The organism is Bryocella sp. (genome assembly GCF_058498515.1).
Map to the genome: position 1 here is coordinate 118,889 of NZ_JBMHYI010000063.1, position 16,445 is coordinate 135,333.

Below are 16,445 nucleotides of genomic sequence, written 5' to 3' on the forward strand. Positions count from 1 at the left end.
GATCTCAGGGTGGAGTCAACGACCAAGGCCCGCCAATATTGGCGGGCCTTGTCTGCTGCGTCCGAGACCTGGGCAGGCTTCAGATGGTCATGATGTCCTTTTCCTTGGCTTTGAACAAATCGTCGATGCGCTTGATCTCCACGTCGGTGAGCTGCTGAATCTCCTCGTTGGCGCGCTTTTCGTCGTCGGCGGAGACCAGCTTGTCCTTGGCCGCCTTCTTCACGCCGTCATTGCCGTCGCGGCGGATGTTGCGGATGGAGGTCTTGTGGTCCTCCAGGACGCCGGCGAGCTGCTTGACGGCATCGCGGCGGCGTTCCTCGTTCATCGGGGGGACGGGCACGCGAATCAGCTTGCCATCGTGCATGGGGTTGAAGCCCTTGCCGGAGAGCCGGATCGCCTTTTCGATGACCCCGACGAGCGGCTGCTCCCAGGGCTTGACCTCGATCATCTGGGCTTCCGGAGTGGTGATCTGCGCGACCTGCGAGATGGGCACTTCCGAGCCGTAGTAGTCGACCTTGATCCCGTCCAGCATGTGGACGGAGGCGCGGCCGGTGCGGACACTCATCAGGTGCGCGCGAAAATCCTCAACCGTCTTCTCCATCCGCTTGCGCAGCTGGTCATAGGTGGCTTTCAAAGCCGGGTTGCCTTCCATAAACGATGCCATGAGGGCGAAATCCTCCTCTATTCCATCGCCGATTGTACCTTTCCGGACCCGCTTCGGAGGATGCTCAATCATCGAAGCAGCGCCCTGGGTCTCTGTGGAGCGGCCGACGCTAAGACCTTCCCTGCGAGATCAACCGGTCGGCGCCATGGATTTTGGGTCCCCCTTCACCTCGGGCTCATGACCGCGGGGCCTCTGCGCCCGTGCTCTGGCTGGCGACATCGACGTCCCTCGCCGGTGATCGCACAGGCGATCGCGGAGTGGATGTCAGCGGCCATCAGCGACTTCCTGCGTCGGGCAGGCCTTGCGCAGCTTACAGAGCGCTACAGCTAACGCATTTTTCCCTTCGCGCGGATCCTTCCGGAGATGCCGCTCCATGGCGGGATATCGCCATCATGGGCGGGCTCCGCGAAGCCGCTGCCGCCGAAATGCTGGAGGTGGTTTCAAGAACCCGGCTTTCTTCCGGCTCGGCGGCGCGTCGATCCTCCAGGCATCCCCAGATATTGTTCTTCCACCCGCGATTGATTCGGGCGCAGGCGGTATCGGGAAGGATGCGGTTTCGGGCACCCGGATGACCAACCCGGTTCGGTCGCCCGCGGTTGCGCCCGTCGCCTATAATCAAAGCTCCGCCTTCGTTTCACACAGGGCAGCAGATCCAAGAAGCAGTGAGGGTGTGGTTATCTTTACCGGAACGCGAGTGAGCGCAAGCTCCGTGAACTCTACGACACAGGCTGTGCGCCCGCGCTCCAGCCGAATCGCCCCCCGCAGCAGCGTCCTTTTGGGCACATCCCTGCGTGCTCTTGCGATCTCGGCCGGCGCGCTTACGATGTTGCCCGCACTGCATGCGCAGATTGCGGCGACTCCCCAGTTTTCGGCCGCTTCGGCGACCCCGCAGATTCTTTGCGCAACTCAGGTCATCGGCAACCGCCGCATCCCGAAGGAATCGATCCTTGCGCGGCTGTACTCGCGGCAGGGCGATCCCTTCGATTCGACGATCCTGGAGCGCGACTTCAACTCGCTCTGGAACACGGGCTACTTCGATGACGTGCGCATCGAGCGGCTGGATACCCCCTCCTGCATCCAGCTCGAGATCTACATCCGCGAGAAGCCCACGATCCGCGAGATCAACTACAAGGGCCTGAACGCCGTCTCCGTCTCCGACGTGCTGGACCGGTTCAAGAAGGAAAAGGTCGGCCTCACCGTCGAGAGCCAGTACGACCCCACCAAGCTGAAGCGCGCCGAAGTGGTGCTGCAGCAGATGCTGGGCGAGCACGGACACCAGTTCGCCACCATCCGCGTCGAGGTAAAGACGATTCCTCCCGCCGCCGTTGCGCTGACCTTCAACGTGAAGGAAGGCCCGACCGTGAAGGTGGGCAAGATCAAGTTCGAGGGCAATCAGAACCTCAGCCCGCGCATTCTGATCGAGTCGATGAAGAACCTGAAGCCCATCGGCATCCCTCATTCGCTGATCCTCGAAAACATCTTCCCTCGCACCTTCGACGCCTCCAAGCTGGATGAGGATGCCGAGCGCGTGCGCCAGGCGTACCGCGAGCGTGGCTACTTCAAGGCCACCACCGGCGAGCCGCAGACCAACGTCCGCAACGCGGGCGGCGTCAACCCCTTCACGCTGCGGCCCTCCACCGGCAAGCGCGCCGACATCCTGATCCCGATCGAAGAGGGTGACCGCTACAAGCTCGCCGGCATCACGTTCTCCGGCAACAAAGCCCTGAACAACAACAAGGCTTTGCGTGCCCAGTTCGCGAACAAGGATGGCGAGATCTTCAACGCCAGCATCTTTGCCAAGGGCCTCGAGCAGCTTCGCAAGTCCTATGGCGAGTACGGCTACATCCAGTTCATCGGAACGCCGACCCCGACCTTCGACGAAGCGAAGAAGACGATCTCTCTGAACATCGACATCGACGAAGGCAAGCAGTTCTATGTCTCGCGCATCGAGTTCACGGGCAACACTATTACCCGCGACAAGGTCATCCGCCGCGAGATGCTGATCGAAGAGGGCCAGGTCTACAACTCGCGCCTGCTCGATCTCTCGCTGCTGCGCCTCAACCAGCTCAGCTACTTCGAGGCGCTGAAGAGCGACCAGGACGTGGAGACGCACCAGAACGTGGACGTCGGCACGGTGGATCTGCTGGTGAAGCTGCGCGAGAAGGGCAAGAACTCGATCGGCCTGAACGGCGGCATCTCGGGTCAGCAGGGATCGTTCCTCGGCGTGCAGTACGAGACCAACAACTTCCTCGGCCTGGGCGAGACGCTCTCGGTCAACGGCAACCTCGGCGATCTTTCGCGGCGCGTCAGCATCGGCTTCAACGAGCCCTACCTGAAGAACAAGCCGATCTCGCTGGGTATCCAGCTGTTCGCCACCAAGTTCGACTACAACCCGGCAAAGAGCTACGCGATCGCGAACGGCCAGAGCGCCAACCTGACCAACGCGCAGCAGTCGCTGCTGACGAACTACAACCAGTCCTCGACCGGCATCACGGTCTCGAGCTCGTCGGCGCTGCGCGGCCTCTTCCGCCGCTCGGGCGTAGCTCGCATCGGCATCAGCTACCAGCTATCGCGGTCGGGCATCACGACGTTCAACACGAACACCCGTGACGTCTTCGAGACGCTGGCCTTCCGCTCCGGCATCGCCGGCACGAGCCAGCTCTCGGGCATCATCTCGTCGGTGGTCACGCCAAGCTTCAGCTTCTCCACGCTGGATCGAGGCGTTGGCGCGCACAACGGCAAGGACCTGAACGTCGCCTTCCAGCTGGCCGGTGTGGGTGGCAACACGAAGTACTACGCTCCGACCGTGGCCTGGCGTCAGTTCTTCCCGATGAAGGGCCTCAAGGTCAACCGCGAGGGCCATAACGTTCTTGCATACCGTGTGCTGTTCTCGACCGTCGGTGGCTTCGGCGGCGAGGTGGCGCCGCCCATGGCGCGTATCTATGGCGGTGGCGAGAACGATGTCCGCGGCTTCGACATCCGTTCGTCTTCGCCGTACACATTCATTCCGACCAAGGTGAACTTCAACCTCACCAACGCCGACGGCAACCTGACCCCGCGCGATCCTTCCAACCCACAGCTCGGCAATGTGTCGATCCCGATCCCGGTCTATCGCCTCGCTTCCATCGGCGGCGACACCTCGATCACGTCGAACCTCGAGTACCGCTTCCCGATCGTGAGCCAGGTGACATTCGCCTTCTTCTCGGACTTCGGCCTGGTGGGCAATCTCCAGACCGGACAGCTCCGCCAGTCCGAACTTGGCCTCTCGACGATCAACAGCCCGCTCTATGGCTGCCCGCAGATCATCAACGGCGATTGCTTCGGCGGCCAGAAGGTCAACTTCCCTCTGTACCTGAAGACAGTGCCGGGAACGAACTTCGTTCCGCGCATGTCGACGGGCGGCTATCTGCAGGTCATGCTGCCGATCGTCAACGCCCCGTTCCTCATCTACTACGCCTACAACCCGCTCCGCCTGTACAAGGACCTGCCGCAGAACCTGGCTGTCCCCAACGCCTGCGCCCCCGGACAGACGCTCTGCATGCAGAACTTCTTCCCAAACACCGGCGCCGGCCTGTACAGCTATCAGCAGGTCATCCAGCTGTATGGAGCGGACTACATCCTCCGCGAACCGCGTAAGACCTTCCGGTTCACGGTGGCGACCACGTTCTAAGGGCAGCAGAACAGCTAAATAGCAGAACAGCAGAATAGGAAAAGCGAAACGGACCAGCCTCGGCTGGTCCGTTTTGCGTCGCACCCTGGCGGCGAACGATCGTTCTTTTATTCCGCTACTTACTATTCCGCTATTCAGCTTCCCTGCTGTTCTACTGCATCACCGACGGCGCGCCGTTCGCGACTTGGTTGAGGATCTGCTGCATGAACACCACCCGCACGTGGATGCGCTTGGCGAAGTCGGGCAGGAACTCGGCGATGATACCGCCGATAGGATCTGTTGCCAGTCCAATGGCGACGCGGCGTCCGGTCGACTTTATGTCGGTCTGGACGCCGGGCACGTACAGGTTCGAGAGCTCGGCGCTGGCCGGATAGGTCAGCAGCGTCTCGTAGTTCAGCATGGGCGATCCATTGTCGTGCTGGGTCCAGACGGTGTGGATGAGCGCGTGGCCGATGCGGCGCTTGATGGAGGCCTCCGGCATCCGATGATAGCGGGGGTCCTCGTGAGTGAGCGACGAGATCATGTACGTGCCGATGAACTCGCCCTGCGCCTCTTCGACGAAGCTGTAGCCCGTAAGCTTGCCCCAGCCCTCGAATCCTGGGCCATACGCCGAATGCGGATTCGCTGCGATAGAAAAGCCCGCGCCGGCGGTGATCACGAGGATGTTGAATGGGTCCGCCAGGTCCTTGGCCGCAAGGATGCCCTTCTCGTGCGAGGAGAGTGGGCGCGACTTTTCGGTGACTATGAGCTGCACCGGGTTCTCGCAGCTCTGCACCGTCACCAACTTGTCCGGGCCGGGTGCGGGGACGGAGGCCTGGGCAGGTTGCGAAGCGGCATCCTTCCCAACGGAGAGACATGGCCGGGGTGCCGGCAGCGTGGGCGCCGGGCGCTCCATCCCCTGGAGCTGGGTGGCCCCACTCTGGCCGTTGGAGCGTGCTGCGGCGAGAGGATCGTCATCCTCGTCACTTGAAGAGGAAACGGCGGCGGGCTGAGGCGCATTCTCCGCGTGCACCAGCAGGAAGCTGGGAGCGTTGGGCAGCCCCTGGGCAGGGCAGCGTGGGACCAGGAAGAGAAGGCCGAACGAAGCGCACGTGACGACGCACGCGATTCGTCCAACGGTCTCATTCGCCTCCCAGCGGACCTGCGTCATCTCCCTGTAGACCCGTTCCCGGCCACGCCGATGCGTCCGCAGCCCTGCAAAGATATTCGTGGCGAACCTTCCCGCCACCCTACCCTACAACGACCTTCCCCGTATGGCTTTTCAGACGAGTAAAGGGCAATCGCTTTATCGCCGGCCGGAAAACTACTCCGGGCGGCGCAGATGAACCGCGACCAGAACCTGGTCGGCGTACTCGCTAACCAGAAAACCCAGCGCGGCGCCACCGATGGAGGCGCCAAAGGTTCTCGCCGTATCGGTCGCGTTGCGGTTGCCGGCAGGGTAATACGCATTGGTGAGGACAGCGGCGGCGCCGTAGCCCAGCATGAGCGAGGAGTTGAAGGTATTCCGGCCATCGTCCGTGCGCCTGACGAAGGGGCGGGTCAAGGCATAGAAGCCGCGATGCACGGTGCCGTACTGCGGCCCAAGAACGAAGTAGCGCGGGTCCTGGTGCAGGAGCGGCGCAAAGACCGAGTCGGTAAGGAACCCCTGCGAGGTCTCGCGGAGGGCTGCCGCGCCGAGGCGCTCGCCGTACGCTCCGCGATCCGTGCCGTAGTTGGGCTGGCCGTTGGTGAGATGGGAGAACCCGGAGGCGGCAAACATGGCCTCGAAGTTACCTATGGTGTAGAGGTCGCGAACGCCCAGCACTACCTTGTCCCGTGAAGTCAATGTTTGGGCCTGCCAACCAGCGGGTATCTCCTTCTCGTAGAGCGGAGCGATGTGGGCGGAACTGCGCGTTTCTACCGGGGCAGCTGCGGGTTCGGGAGCGTCCGGCAGCGAGCTGGATTCGGCAGGTGAAAGCGAAGGAGCAAACGGCGAAGTTGCCGTCGCCAGCTGCTGCAATGCTGGCGAGGTCTGGGCAGGGGCCGGGGTGGCGGTCCATGGAAGCAGAGCACAAGCGGCAAACACAGAGGAGTAGTACAAATTGCGGTTCAAGGGCAGCACGTTCATCAGGGGCCTTTCGTTCGAACCCGTGCCAACGGACCGCAGCGATGAAGCGACGGACGCGTACCCGGGTTCTTCAGACGGACGCACAGCGCACGTTGGGGGTTGTACTTTCGAAGGGTTGCCCGCGTGCGAGCAAGTATTTCCAGGGTTTCCCGCTGCATAGGTAACCAGATCGGCACTGCGACTTGCGGTGCATTGACGCGCTGCCCTCGGCGTACGGATCATGAGAGCGTGCACGGCTGCGGGATCTTCTGAGCCGCAGCACCATGAGGTCATTCCTATGCCAGTTGAGCCGAATCAGCCCCCGCGTCGCCCCTGGGAAGAGAAGCTCCACGAGGCCACGTCGAAATTCGAAGACGAAGTGCGCCGTGCCGTGCGCTACTTCGACGACGAGGTGATCCCGGACGTGCGCAGTTCCAGTTCGGTAGCGCTGCGCGCAGCCGCCGAGAGACTTACTCAACTCGCGCAACAGCTGGACGATAAAGCTCGTGCGGACGCTACCAAGGGCCAGAAGTAATATGGCGGCCGCAGGGCCCAGGCATCACCTCACGCACCGGTTCCTTGAACCGGTGCGTGGACGTTTTTCCCCTGAATTCATGTGCAGTCTCGTTCGGGCCTTGCCCGTTAGTTCTTTGCTGCTATGCCTGCTGGCGACCGGCTGTCATCACAAGCAGAAGGCGGCCTATCAGCCTCCGCCGCCACCCCCGTCGCACAATGCCCGGACGACGGCTGCGCCTCATAGGATCGAGCCCCGTAAGACCGAGCCCGTAGAAGATGCGAGCAGCATCGAAGCCGAAATCTCCAGCGCCCCGCCGGGATACTTCGACGACATCTCCGTGGCTCCCATCTCTATTGAGGAAGGGCTCTCCAGCTGGTATGTGACCAACTATCACGGCCGCGCGATGGCGGACGGCACCATGGGCTCGCAGGGAGCCATGACCGCGGCGCACCGCACGCTGCCCATGGGCTCGACTGCGCGCATCACCAACCTCACAACCGGCCAGCAGGTGCTGGTCCGCATCACCGATCGCGGGCCGTTTATCGCGGGCCGCGTGCTCGATCTCTCCGAAGGCGCCGCCAAGGCGATCGGGCTGTATCGCATGGGAGTCGCGAACGTGCGCATCGAGGCCTTCCCACATCGCACCACCTACGCCGAAGGCCATTGGTGCGTGCAGACAGGCGTATTCAAGACCGAGCGGGACGCGCTGGACCTGAAGGAGGCGCTGCAGCGCCGATATCACGGAGCGCAGGTGAGTGAGTTCGCCGGGCCCGATGGCTACTGGGTGCGCATCGATCCCGCTGGCCGCGACAAAACGAGCGCAGTCGCCATCGAGCGCTGGATTGGCTCACCGGACAAGTTCTCGCAGGCATTTCTGGTGAGGACGGACTAAGGAGCTGTGCGACCTCGAGATTTTTGCAGAGCCGTTCTTAGTTCTTAGTTGTAAGTTCTGAGGCGCGTGCGTAGCGCTCAAAGGCGGCCCCGGGGATTTGCGATTCGCGGATAACCACACCTGGAACTGCACGGAGCAGCGGCCCCTCCGACCCGACACCTAACAACTAAGATCTAACAACCAACAACTCTTTCCTACTCCTTCGGCGGATCGTAGTACGGCAGCTTGGCCTGCTCCTGCGTGGCGCGCTTGACGGCGATGTCCGCGAAGAGCAGCTCGGGAACGATGGTCGTCTCGGGCACCGGGGTGATGGTCTGAGCGACGTAGGGCTTGCCGCCGGCCGCGACAACCTCGGAGCGCAGCGCGCGCTGATCGAGCTCGTCGAAGACCGCTCCGCGCACCAGCGTGCGCTTGCCGCTGGGCGAGACGCGATAGAGCATCCGCGGCACCAGATCGCCCACCAGCGTCTCGACCTCGTACACATCACGCTGCTGGTCCTTGGCGAGCGCGAGCAGCTTGGCATGCATCTGCTCCGCGGTGAGTGGCTGTGCACTCTTCACCACGATGACGCCAGCTTTGGAGTGTGCGGACTGCCCCAGCGCCGCGCGGCCGTGGCCGTTGGACGCGGGAAAGTCCTTCACCGGCTCGCGGCCCACGAGGTAGTTCATCAGCTTGCCGCGATCGACGACATCGACAGGAGCGACCGGCTCACCTTCATCGTCGACCTCATAGCTGCCCAGCAATGACTTGCCTTCGTAGCTCTTGATCGTAGGGTCATCGACCACGCTGAGAAAGCTGGGCAGCACAGGGCTGTGCCAGCTGGATTGATACGCTCCCTGCGTGCGCGCGGTGGTGCCCATGTCAGGACGGTCGGCCTCAACATTCGGTATGAAGAGGTGGTTGAAGACATCCGCCGCGGCATCGCCAAGGAAGAGCACAGGACCGTGATAGTCCTCGGAGTCGACGACCGGCGCCAGACGAAGATCGTTGAAGCTCTTGAGATTGTCGAGCGTGCGCTTGTGCAGTGAGGCCGCGCTCTCGAGGCCGCCCGCGGTAGCAGCCGTCGAGCCATTGGCGCGGCCCAGTTCCATGCCATCGGGAGCCTGACCCCCGACCGCGATCTGGTCGGAGTAGCTCGAGTAGCCGGTGCGCATCGCTGCACCGTCGGTATCCACCGTGTAGCGGTTCACGACGATCGCATGCACGTTGGCGTTGGAGTACTGCACTTGATCCGAGAATGACCTCACCTCCGGTGAGGTCGCAAAGAGCCCACTGGCCTCGACGATGCGCTTCTTCCACTCGGCGCGATCCAGCGAGAGCGTGTGCAGCGGCTCGATGTGCGTGACGGGCTTGGCGGGCGTGAAGTCGTTGGCCGTGGGCGGCGTCTGGAAGTTCTTCAGCGCGGCCTGCTTGGCGGCATAGGCGCGCAGCGCAGCCTTGTAGGCATCGTCGGTCGCAGTCCACAGAGCGAAGCGCAACGCGGCGGCGTCATCGTCGCCGGGAGCGAGCTCCAGCGTGCCATCGCCGCGCGCCGAGCTGGAGTCGGTGACGTAATCGCCGATGCGGACTTCCACGCGCACGATGCGCTGCCGGCGCTCGTTCTCGCCGGTCAGCGCACCATAGCTGGCGTTGGCGTCGTAGCTCTGGATGTCTTCCAACCGATACGAAATGAAGTAAGGCCGCTGCATGCCGGGAAGCACGAGCTCGGCCTTCTCGCGCTCCAGCTCATCCTGCATCGCCGCGAGGAGCGGATCGCTGTCAGGCTTCGCCAAATGCTTGGTTGGGATATCCGCTCCAGGCTTTGAAGACGCGACCATGACCGGCGCGGTAGGGCCTGCGTTCGGGACCTGCGCCGATGCGGCGAATATGCCGGCGAGGAGTGCGGAGGGAGCGACAAGCCAACGATTCATCTACTGACCACCCTTCGTCGCGCTGTCGGTCGTCGCTGGAAGCTCCGCCTTCTGCAGTGGCGGCGGGCCAACGATGGGCGGCCGCGAGGTTCCCTGCGACTGGCGCTGGGTTTCGATCTCGCTCACGAGCATCGCAGGAGCGACGGCGCTGACAGGCACCGTGCCGCTTTCGGCGCCGCACTCGCCGTTGAAGATGTCCTGATGGTCGCCCGTCGCGACGATGCGGTTGAGCGCGGCTTGCGGTGTGCCCACGATGCTGACACCGCGCACCAGCTCATCGGGACGGCCATCGACATACACGCGATAGACCACCAGCGGCATGACCTGGAAGGCCTGCGGCGAACGACGCGTGGTCACCGCAAAGCCCGAGCTGATGTCCTCGAAGAACAGCCCGTACGCCTTGCCCTGCTTCTTGGCTTCGGCCTTCAGCATCTCGCGCAGCTCCGCATCGCTGACGGTCTTGGTCGAGGTGACGATGAGGTTGCCCTGGCGACCCGTCGGCATCTTGCCGGTCTCGGCGCGGCCGTGGCCGTTGGACTCGGAGAAACTCGCGACCGGAAGGCGCGACATCAGGAAGGTCTTCAGCACGCCATCCTTGATGAGGTCGACCTTCTGTGCGGGCTGGCCTTCATCGTCGAAGATGTAGTGGCCGCTGAGCGGATGGCCATCGAAGGCGCTGATGGTGGGGTCATCTGTGACGGAGAGGAACGTGGGCAGGATGGGCTTGTTGAGCAGCTTGGTGAAGGTCTGGCCTTCTTCGTCGCCGCGTTGGCGCTGGCCCTCAAGCCGGTGGCCAAGGACCTCGTGGAAGAAGACCGCGGCGGCACGACCAGAGAGGATCGCCGGGCCGTTGTAGGGCTCGGTGATAGGAGCGATGCGTAGCTCGTCGAGGTTCTTCGCCAGCGCTTCGGTCTTGGCGAGCACTTCGGTCTGCGTGGGCAGGTGGCCGTCGGTGTCGGCCTCGAAGGTCTCGACGCGGAAGAGGTCCATGCCATCGGCAGCGCGGGTGCGAGCGACGACGACGAGCCGCGCGACCGTGCTGGGCGCGGCCACGCGCGTGCCTTCGCTGGAGACGAAGTAGTCGGTCTCATGCGCCGCGCTGAGGATGGCGGTGTCGTAGTAGATGTTCGGATAGCGGCGGAAGACAGCAGTGATCTCGCGCAGACGGCCTTCCCACGCGGCCTGGTCGATGCTGAGCTTGGACGCGGGTTGGAGCAACTCGGCCTCGGGCTGCTGCTTGGAGAAGTCAGCCGAAGCGTCTTCTTCCTTGGCGCGGACCTGCTGCTCGGTCTTCACCTTCTCGAAGGCGTCGAGCGCCTTGCCGTAGCCGCGATTGGTGGCGAACCACAGCGTGCGCTCGATGGCTGACTGGTCGTCGGTCAGCGGGAGCTGCATGGTGGTCAGCGCGCTGGTGCGGTGGTCGCCGTGGGTGTTGTCCATGGCGGGAGCGCCGAGGCGGACCTGCACATCCGCGACGCGCGCGTGGCTATCGTTGGAGCCGGTGATCGCGCCATAGGCCGAGGTGATGTTGACACGCTCGAAGTCCGCGACGGAATAGCTGAGGAAGTAGGGCTTGGGCTGCTCGACGGGAGGCTTGCCGGCTGCCGTGGGAGTGAGCTTCGGCGTGGGCTGCGCGGTGACGCCAAGCTCGGTCTGGGCGCGGTGCAGCTCGGCTTCCATGGCCTGCATCAGCATGGGATCGCCCGCGACGGGGCCGGCGAAGGGCGTGGAGGGCAGCGCCGCGGCGGCTTCGGGCGAGACGCTGGTGAGCGGGGTCTTGGCGATGGAGGCCGAGGAGACAGCGGCGACGGAGGCGTTCTGGGCGCTGGCCGCGCTCGGCAGTCCCACAGCAAGGGCGGCGGCCAGGAACATCGCGGCTCCGGCTCCCTTGCGGGCCGCGCGGGCGCGCTGACGCTGGCGCAGGCGGCGGAGACGGCGATTCTCGGCGATCGGGTTTTCAGCGATCGGGGGATGACTCAAGGCAGGCCCGCTTTCAGGGGAAGATTGGTTCCCAGTGTACTCGGAGACGAGAGCCGCGCCAGGATGGGTGCAGCTCGCGCAGGACTCCAATGGAATAGACCCCGGAGCGGGCCATTTCGTTTCGCTGCTTCGCCTGGCGGCCGGGCGGATTACCGAACTATTGCCATTCTGGGGACACTGCGGCACACTCATCCAACCCCCGTTTCTGTTCCGACCAGGAGATGCCATGGTCCGCCGCCTAGTTCTAGCCCTCTGCCTCAGCGTTGTTGCCCTAGCCGCGCAACCTGCCCACGCCGGCGAGACCGCCGCCGAGAAGGCGGCAGATACCTACGCAAGGCAGGAGATCGCCGCCGCTCCTGCGCTGGGCAATCTGCCGGATTATTCCCTGCCGCCGGACAAGCTGGCGATCTCGCAGGAGAAGTACAGGAAGCTCTCGCGGGTCGAGCTCCTCAGCGAAGCCTGGAGCGTGGTGAGCCTGCTGCTGCTGCTGGGGCTGGGCGTGGTGGGCTGGATGAACCGCACCGCTCTGCGCTTCCGCAACCGGTGGGCGCAGGGCTACACGTTTCTGTTCCTGTGGCTGCTGGTGGGGAGTCTGCTCAGCCTTCCAATCGATGTCTACTCGCAGAGTCTGCAGCTTCATTACGGGCTTTCGGTCCAAAGCTGGGGCAGCTGGCTGGCCGATCAGGGCAAGGGGTTCGCGCTGGGATGGGTCTTCGGCGGGCTCGTCCTGATGCTTCTGTTCTGGGTGATCCGCAAGCTACCGCGGATGTGGTGGTTCGCGTTCTGGGTCTGCACCTGGCCGATCGTGTTTGCCGTGATCTTCGCTGGACCCTACGTGAACTACCTGTTCAATCACTATGAGCCGCTGCAGAAGTCCAACCCCGCGCTGGTTGCGAGGCTGGAAGAGGTTTGCTCCAAGGGGCACATGGATATTCCGCCCGACCGCATGTACCTGCAGAAGGCCAGCGAGAAGGTGACCACGCTGAACGCGGACGTGGAAGGCTACGGAGCCAGCAAGCGCGTGGTGGTGTGGGACAACACGATCTCCAAGGCCACGCCGGACGAGATCCTGATGATCTTCGGCCACGAGAGCGGGCACTATGTGCTGAAGCACATCGAGACCACGATTCCGTTCGTCGAGGCCCTGCTGCTGGTGAACCTTCTGATCGGCTACTGGTTTGTGAACTTCGCGATCCGCAAGTGGGGACCGAAGTGGGGCATCGCCGACCAACAGAGCTGGGGAGCCTTTGCGGTGCTGATGCTGACCTTCACGGTGCTCAGCTTCGTCTCGCAGCCGAGCACCAACTCCTTTTCGCGGGCGCATGAGCACGCGGCCGACATCTACGGGCAGGAGGTCATCCATGGCCTCGTGCCGGACCCGCAGGCGACGACGAAGAACGCCTTCGACCTGCTGGGGACGCTGGGCTACTCCGAGCCGAATCCCTCGCCGTTCTACATCTGGTGGACCTACGACCACCCTGCCACCGGCTACCGGGCAGCATTTGGGAAGGCCTACGATCCGTGGGCTCCGGGGATGGAGCCAAAGTACTTCAGGAAGCCGTGACCCGCGAGACTGCCGGCAGCGGACAGGTTCAGGCTGCCAGGGCGGCTCCATCCACCATGATCCTCAGGTCCTGTACGACGACTCTCATCGTCTCGGCCTGGGCGCTGAGTTGTTCTGCAGTAGCGGCGCTCTCTTCGGCGTGGGCTGCGGCGCTCTGCGTGGTCTGCTCCATCTGGGTGATCGAGTGGGTGATCTGGTCAATCCCGCGAACCTGTTCCTTACTTCCCTGATTGACCTCGTCCACCAGATCCTTGATCTTCGAGGTCTCGGCGGTAATGGACCGAATCGCCGTCGCGACGCGATCCACACTCACTTTGCCTTCATTCGATTTATGCACGGAATCCTCGATGAGGCCGGCGGTATCCTTGGCGGCCGTAGCGCAGCGTTGCGCCAGGTTCCGAACTTCCTCGGCGACGACGGCGAAGCCCAGGCCGGCTTCTCCGGCGCGGGCAGCTTCCACCGCGGCGTTGAGCGCGAGGATATTGGTCTGGAAAGAGATCTCGTCGATGACCTTGATGATCTTGGAGATCTTATGGCTGGAGATATTGATCTCTTCCATCGCTCCCACCATGCTGGTGAGCGACTGATCGGTCTCTATGAAACTCTTCTGAGAGTTGGTCACGATCTCGGCTGTTGTCGTGGAGCTGTCCATAGCGCGGCGCGCCATGGCGCTGATCTCGGCACTGGCAGCGGAGGTTTCCTCAATGGTGGCAGCCTGTTGGGAGGATCCCTGGGCCATCGACTGGCTCGTTTCCGCTACGTGATTGGCAGCGGTGGCAATCTGTTGTGAAGCTTCCGACAGCTCGGACACACTGCGGCGCAGGACCGCGTTGATCTGGCGGACGACAAAGATCAAGGCAATGCTGAAAAGGATGGCAAGCGCGCACATCCCGGCCGTGATCCAGCTATTGGTTGCGATCGCGACGTTGGTCCCGTCCTCGTCTTTCGCGAGTCGCTCGCCTTGCCGTTTGTCCAAGGCGACCGCAAGATCCTTTGTATGGATTCGCGAGGGCTTGATGACATGCTCGAGAATGTCCGCCACGGAGGCGATATCACCCGCAACCGCCGCAGCACGGAGCTTCGTCGCGCCCTCCCGCGAGATGCTGATCTCCTTCTGTATCGCCTGGCCCGACTCTTTGCCCTCCGGAGTCAGAAGCATGGGTACAAGAGCGTCCATCGCGGTCTGCTCCTCTTTGATGTTGGCGTCGACCTGCCCGGCGTAATTCCCGATATTCGCCTTGTCCTTCGCCTCTGTATAGATGTAGAGGCCACGTGCGTTGGACATCACCTGTCCCGACTGCACATTGACGATGGTGGTGAATCCTCGCTCGCGCACAGTACGGTCGATGGACGGGACATGGTCTCCAATGCTGGCCATGCCGAGATACGCGGTGAGGCCAAGCGCAAATGTAAGGGTCGCGAGTGCGCCAACCCCCAGAAATAACTTCTTACCAATCGTCACAGCAACCCCCGGGTCGGCGGAGCGGCACCTGCCCGCGCCCTGCATGCGATATCGGCAGATACCACCCGACGTTCAGGAGGTGTCCCGATCTGGACCGGAGCGGAAACCGTTTCGGAGCCGATACCGCAGGCGGACGCTGACCGGCTCCTGTCCTTTCGCCTCCGAGATCTCGCGTCTTGGGTCCTACACCCCGTATCCTGAGTCCATGGACTGTCTCTTCTGCAAGATTGCCGCGGGCGAGATTCCCGTGACGCGGCTGTATGAGAACGAGCACATACTCGCGTTCCCGGACATTAACCCACAGGCGCCGACGCACATTCTTGTCATCCCCAAGAGGCACATCGCCTCGCTCGCGCACGCGACGCCCGGGGACACTCCCCTGATCGGCGAGCTGCTGGCGGCGGCGGGCGAGGTGGCGAAGCTGAAGGAGCTCGACAACGGCTACCGGCTGGTGATCAACACCGGCCCAGACGGCGGGCAGACGGTCGGGCACCTGCATGTGCACCTGCTGGGTGGGCGTGCGATGCACTGGCCTCCCGGCTAGGATTCCTTCTCGAGGCCCGGCGATTCCTTCCCGAGGCACGGCGGTTTACCAGTTCGTAACACTTCAAGTAGCACTCGAGCCGGGGTTAACCCAGTTGGTTCAGCGTAAGAGGCTGGCCCGCGTCGAGTTAGCGCGATTCGCGCGGTCGCGGCTGCGCCGTTGGCCGCGGCGCGGTTCGTGGTGGCCTGCACCGGCAATGGTGCAGAGCTGGTGGGACGCGCTGACGCCGTCGAAACGCAGGGCCCCTGCGGGGATGACAAAGGAGAAGGGCAAACGAATTCGCTACCGTGCAAAACACGCCAACGGCGAAGCCGCCGCCGTCCGTAGGACGCTACCCCCAGCGCTGCCTCTCGCATCCTCCCTGCCCCCTCCGGCGTCCAATAGACCTATGGCAATCGCAACCCGTAAGGAACCCATTCCCGCTCCGCTGCGGGACATCGTCGCCCCTGAGTCCGGCTGGGACGCCGGGCAGACCGAGACCGCGGTCTTCGCGGGAGGCTGCTTCTGGGGCGTGCAGTCGGTCTTTCAGCGCGTCAAGGGCGTGCAGCACACCACGGTCGGCTACACCGGCGGGACGGCCGAGACCGCCAACTACCGCGCCGTGTGCACCCACGACACCGGCCACGCCGAGGCCATCGAGGTGATCTACGACCCCGCGCTGGTGAGCTACGGCACGCTGCTGCGGATCTTCTTCAGCGTGGTGCACGATCCCACGCAGCTGAACCGGCAGGGCGCGGACATTGGTCCCAGCTACCGCTCGGCGATCTTCTTCACCAACGAGGAGCAGCGGCAGGTGGCGTTGGATTACATCCGCCAGCTCGACGCGGCGCACCTCTTTGGCAAGCCGATCGTGACCCAGGTCGCGCCGCTGGAGGTCTTCTACGCCGGCGAGGATTACCACCAGAACTATGCGCTGAAGAACCCGCACAACCCATACATCCAGGTGTGCGACATCCCAAAGATCGCCGAGCTGGAGCGCCAGTTCCCCGAGCTGTTCCAGGACTTCCGGCTGTAAGCAGGGAGTAGCTCCTAGCTCTTAGCTCTTAGCTCTTAGCTCTTAGCTCTTAGCTGATTGACGCTTCTGCCCAAGTCGGTACCCCGGATCCGAATGCGGATTCGGGGTTTCGTTTTGGGAGCGAGCGCCCTTGGATTGCGC

The 16,445-nt window shown here is 63.4% G+C and carries 12 protein-coding genes; 6 read left to right on the forward strand and 6 right to left on the reverse strand.

Annotated elements, in window-relative coordinates:
• Positions 1-79: 79 nt before the first annotated feature.
• Positions 80-664, reverse strand: coding sequence for a ribosome recycling factor (gene frr / locus AC5E6W_RS18565; RefSeq protein ID WP_491753821.1), 585 nt, complete (start codon positions 662-664; stop codon positions 80-82).
• A 775-nt stretch (positions 665-1,439) separates the two neighbouring features.
• Here frr and bamA point away from each other — a divergent pair.
• Positions 1,440-4,334, forward strand: coding sequence for an outer membrane protein assembly factor BamA (gene bamA, locus AC5E6W_RS18570; RefSeq protein ID WP_491753822.1), 2,895 nt, complete (start codon positions 1,440-1,442; stop codon positions 4,332-4,334).
• Positions 4,335-4,485: 151 nt separating this feature from the next.
• Here the strand turns inward: bamA and AC5E6W_RS18575 are convergent, their stop codons facing one another.
• Together AC5E6W_RS18575 and AC5E6W_RS18580 are read right to left on the reverse strand one after the other, a co-directional pair.
• Positions 4,486-5,484, reverse strand: coding sequence for a hypothetical protein (locus AC5E6W_RS18575; RefSeq protein WP_491753823.1), 999 nt, complete (start codon positions 5,482-5,484; stop codon positions 4,486-4,488).
• 153 nt (positions 5,485-5,637) lie between these two features.
• The gene (locus AC5E6W_RS18580; protein ID WP_491753824.1) at positions 5,638-6,441 is read right to left on the reverse strand and encodes a hypothetical protein; all 804 of its coding nucleotides are present in this window, start codon (positions 6,439-6,441) and stop codon (positions 5,638-5,640) included.
• 277 nt (positions 6,442-6,718) lie between these two features.
• Between AC5E6W_RS18580 and AC5E6W_RS18585 the strand changes: the two genes are divergently transcribed.
• Positions 6,719-6,955, forward strand: coding sequence for a hypothetical protein (locus AC5E6W_RS18585; protein WP_491753825.1), 237 nt, complete (start codon positions 6,719-6,721; stop codon positions 6,953-6,955).
• Positions 6,956-7,055: 100 nt separating this feature from the next.
• Positions 7,056-7,829, forward strand: a complete 774-nt coding sequence (locus AC5E6W_RS18590) for a septal ring lytic transglycosylase RlpA family protein (RefSeq protein WP_491753826.1) — start codon at positions 7,056-7,058, stop codon at positions 7,827-7,829.
• Between the two features lie 194 nt (positions 7,830-8,023).
• Here AC5E6W_RS18590 and AC5E6W_RS18595 read toward each other — a convergent pair whose 3' ends face one another.
• Positions 8,024-9,739 (reverse strand): metallopeptidase TldD-related protein, encoded by a 1,716-nt coding sequence (locus tag AC5E6W_RS18595; RefSeq protein WP_491753827.1) that lies wholly within the window; start codon positions 9,737-9,739, stop codon positions 8,024-8,026.
• Entirely contained in the window at positions 9,740-11,719 is a 1,980-nt protein-coding gene (locus tag AC5E6W_RS18600; protein ID WP_491753828.1) for a TldD/PmbA family protein, read from the reverse strand. It lies immediately after the preceding gene.
• Positions 11,720-11,945: 226 nt separating this feature from the next.
• On the opposite strand from AC5E6W_RS18600, the gene AC5E6W_RS18605 reads away from it, so the two are divergent.
• A complete protein-coding gene (locus AC5E6W_RS18605; protein ID WP_491753829.1) occupies positions 11,946-13,283 on the forward strand; it encodes a M48 family metalloprotease in 1,338 nt (445 codons plus the stop codon).
• 28 nt (positions 13,284-13,311) lie between these two features.
• On the opposite strand, the gene AC5E6W_RS18610 is transcribed toward AC5E6W_RS18605, so the two are convergent.
• Positions 13,312-14,745 carry a methyl-accepting chemotaxis protein gene (locus AC5E6W_RS18610; RefSeq protein ID WP_491753830.1) on the reverse strand — a complete coding sequence of 478 codons (1,434 nt, stop codon included), beginning with the start codon at positions 14,743-14,745 and terminating at the stop codon, positions 13,312-13,314.
• 205 nt (positions 14,746-14,950) lie between these two features.
• On the opposite strand from AC5E6W_RS18610, the gene AC5E6W_RS18615 reads away from it, so the two are divergent.
• Together AC5E6W_RS18615 and msrA are read left to right on the forward strand one after the other, a co-directional pair.
• Positions 14,951-15,289 (forward strand): histidine triad nucleotide-binding protein, encoded by a 339-nt coding sequence (locus AC5E6W_RS18615; RefSeq protein ID WP_491753831.1) that lies wholly within the window; start codon positions 14,951-14,953, stop codon positions 15,287-15,289.
• Positions 15,290-15,677: 388 nt separating this feature from the next.
• Positions 15,678-16,304 (forward strand): peptide-methionine (S)-S-oxide reductase MsrA, encoded by a 627-nt coding sequence (msrA, locus tag AC5E6W_RS18620; protein ID WP_491753832.1) that lies wholly within the window; start codon positions 15,678-15,680, stop codon positions 16,302-16,304.
• Positions 16,305-16,445 lie beyond the last annotated feature (141 nt).

What these genes read in the sequence shown, in the direction of transcription:
- AC5E6W_RS18575 (WP_491753823.1), bottom strand. Translation starts at nt 5,484, where the DNA reads ATGACGCAGGTCCGCTGGGAGGCGAATGAGACCGTTGGACGAATCGCG.
- frr (WP_491753821.1), bottom strand. Translation starts at nt 664, where the DNA reads ATGGCATCGTTTATGGAAGGCAACCCGGCTTTGAAAGCCACCTATGAC.
- AC5E6W_RS18605 (WP_491753829.1), top strand. Translation starts at nt 11,946, where the DNA reads ATGGTCCGCCGCCTAGTTCTAGCCCTCTGCCTCAGCGTTGTTGCCCTA.
- msrA (WP_491753832.1), top strand. Translation starts at nt 15,678, where the DNA reads ATGGCAATCGCAACCCGTAAGGAACCCATTCCCGCTCCGCTGCGGGAC.
- AC5E6W_RS18615 (WP_491753831.1), top strand. Translation starts at nt 14,951, where the DNA reads ATGGACTGTCTCTTCTGCAAGATTGCCGCGGGCGAGATTCCCGTGACG.
- AC5E6W_RS18585 (WP_491753825.1), top strand. Translation starts at nt 6,719, where the DNA reads ATGCCAGTTGAGCCGAATCAGCCCCCGCGTCGCCCCTGGGAAGAGAAG.
- AC5E6W_RS18580 (WP_491753824.1), bottom strand. Translation starts at nt 6,441, where the DNA reads ATGAACGTGCTGCCCTTGAACCGCAATTTGTACTACTCCTCTGTGTTT.
- AC5E6W_RS18595 (WP_491753827.1), bottom strand. Translation starts at nt 9,739, where the DNA reads ATGAATCGTTGGCTTGTCGCTCCCTCCGCACTCCTCGCCGGCATATTC.